Here is a 2,409-nt window from a genome sequence, read left to right as displayed (position 1 = left end):
TGTTCGTTAATCATAATGTGCCCTCAAACAAGATTTGAAGATCTGATCATGACATTGAGATTTAGTTCAAAAAAATCCCCGCTAATTTCTTAGCAGGGATTTGTGTATAAGAGACAGCATTAAGCGCCTTTTTATCTTTAACAGGTAATTACCAACCTTTTGATTTTACTCAACCGTAACCGATTTAGCTAAGTTACGTGGTTGGTCAACGTCAGTGCCTTTAATTACCGCTACGTAATACGACAGTAACTGTAATGGCAGTGTGTAAACAATTGGCGCAATAATGTCGTCAGTGTGGTTTACGTTAATAACACGCATTGTGTCGTCTGACTCAAAGTGTGAATCTTTATCTGCGAATACGTAAATAATGCCGCCACGTGCGCGTACTTCTTCTACATTTGATTTAAGCTTTTCTAGCAATTCGTTATTTGGTGCTACAACAATAATTGGCATGTCGGCATCAATAAGTGCTAATGGGCCGTGTTTTAGCTCGCCCGCTGCGTAGGCTTCTGCGTGAATGTACGAAATCTCTTTAAGCTTAAGCGCACCTTCCATTGCGATTGGATATTGTGAGCCACGACCTAAAAACAGTGAGTGATGCTTGTCGGCAAATTCTTCTGCAAGGTCTGCAATGCCATCTGCAAGCAGTAATGTTTCTTCAAGCTTAGCCGGTAGTACTTTTATAGCATTAACAATAGCACTTTGATCAAGGCCTTTTTCTTGCGCGATAGACGCAGTAAGCATTAACAAACCAACTAATTGTGTAGTAAACGCTTTAGTAGAAGCTACGCCAATTTCAGCGCCCGCTTTGGTCATAAACGCTAGGTCTGATTCGCGTACAAGCGATGAACCAGGTACGTTACAAATGGTCATTGATGCCATGTAACCTTGCTCTTTAGCTAGGCGTAATGCAGCTAGTGTATCGGCTGTTTCACCCGATTGTGAAATAGTCACAAGCAGGCTGTTTTCGTGTACAAACGACTGGCGGTAGCGAAATTCTGAGGCAATTTCTACATTACAGCTTACGCCTGCAAATTGCTCAAGCCAGTAACGTGCAACCATACCCGAATGGTAAGACGTACCACGGGCAATAATTTGTACGTGTTTTACATCTTTAAATATTTGTTGTGCACTGTCGCCAAAAGCATCAATTGCTACGCAGTCGTCGTTTAAACGCCCTTCAAGGGTATTACGTACTGCAAGCGGTTGCTCGTAGATTTCTTTTAGCATGTAGTGACGGTAGTCACCTTTACCTGATGCATCTTGTGTGATGTTTGATTCAATCACTTCGCGCTCTACAGCGCCGCCATTTTCATCAAAGATTTCTACTGTGTCACGTGTAATACGCGCTACATCACCTTCTTCTAAGAAGATAAAGCTACGAGTAACAGGTAATAGTGCTAACTGATCAGAGGCAATAAAGTTTTCACCAAGGCCTAAACCAATAACAAGAGGGCTACCTGAACGTGCTACGATAATTTCATTGTCATTGTCTTTATCAAATACAACCGTACCAAACGCACCTTCAAATTGCTTAACAGCTGCCTGTACTGCAGCAAGTAAAGTAGTGTGCTGCTTACGAAGCTTATGAATTAAGTGCACCATTACTTCGGTATCGGTTTCAGATAGGAACTCGTAACCTTCTTCTTTAAGCGATGCGCGCAGGCTTGCGTGGTTTTCAATTATACCGTTATGCACAAGTGCTAACTGGTTGTTTGATACATGCGGGTGTGCGTTTTCTTCAGTAACGCTACCGTGTGTTGCCCAGCGAGTGTGTGCAATACCTGTATGGCCGCTAACGCCTGCTTTCTCAAGTGCAGCTTCTACGTTTACTACTTTACCTACTGCTTTAACAGTATTAAGTGTGTTGCCATCAAGCAATGCTACGCCTGCTGAATCATAACCACGGTATTCAAGGCGTTTAAGGCCTTCAACTAAAATTTTATTTACTGGACGTTCTGCAACTGCCCCAACTATTCCACACATAGTGTCTCCATTAATTTTTTAAATATTTGCCCGCTTATAACCTGAATTCAAGTTAACGGGCTATTCCATAATCTCTGCACAAATTAGTTTTACACCACATGCCTCAATTGCTTTGCGTTTATCGTCTGCTAAGCCATTGTCGGTTATTAAGGTGGTTACTATTTGCCACGGTAATTCTAAATTTGGGATTTTCCGGCCAATTTTATCTGATTCAACCATCACTATAACTTCACGTGCTGCTTTTGCCATTACTTGGCTTAAGCCAACTAGTTCGTTAAAGGTAGTAGTACCGCGCTTTACGTCTTGTATCTCTCATTGATAAATGATTAGCTATCATTTATCACATCGTAGTCAGTGAGCTTGCCTTTACGTCTAGTATTTAATACTGCGCTGTAGATAAAGCCCTGACTTTCTATTCTCAGA

General features: G+C 41.7%; 1 protein-coding gene and 1 pseudogene. Both read right to left on the bottom strand.

Going from position 1 to position 2,409, the window contains the following annotated elements:
- Positions 1-165: 165 nt before the first annotated feature.
- Positions 166-1,986, bottom strand: a complete 1,821-nt coding sequence (gene glmS / locus I6F10_RS19830; protein ID WP_197099296.1) for a glutamine--fructose-6-phosphate transaminase (isomerizing) — start codon at positions 1,984-1,986, stop codon at positions 166-168.
- Positions 1,987-2,046: 60 nt separating this feature from the next.
- Positions 2,047-2,289: pseudogene (locus tag I6F10_RS19825) on the bottom strand (XRE family transcriptional regulator); the annotation flags it as partial.
- Positions 2,290-2,409 lie beyond the last annotated feature (120 nt).

The sequence above is a fragment of the Pseudoalteromonas sp. SWYJZ98 genome, assembly GCF_015864495.1.
Taxonomy (GTDB): domain Bacteria; phylum Pseudomonadota; class Gammaproteobacteria; order Enterobacterales; family Alteromonadaceae; genus Pseudoalteromonas; species Pseudoalteromonas distincta.
This window is presented reverse-complemented; position numbering and strand designations above follow the sequence as displayed.

Excerpts from the sequence above, each read along its gene's own strand:
- glmS (WP_197099296.1), bottom strand. The coding sequence starts at position 1,986 with ATGTGTGGAATAGTTGGGGCAGTTGCAGAACGTCCAGTAAATAAAATT.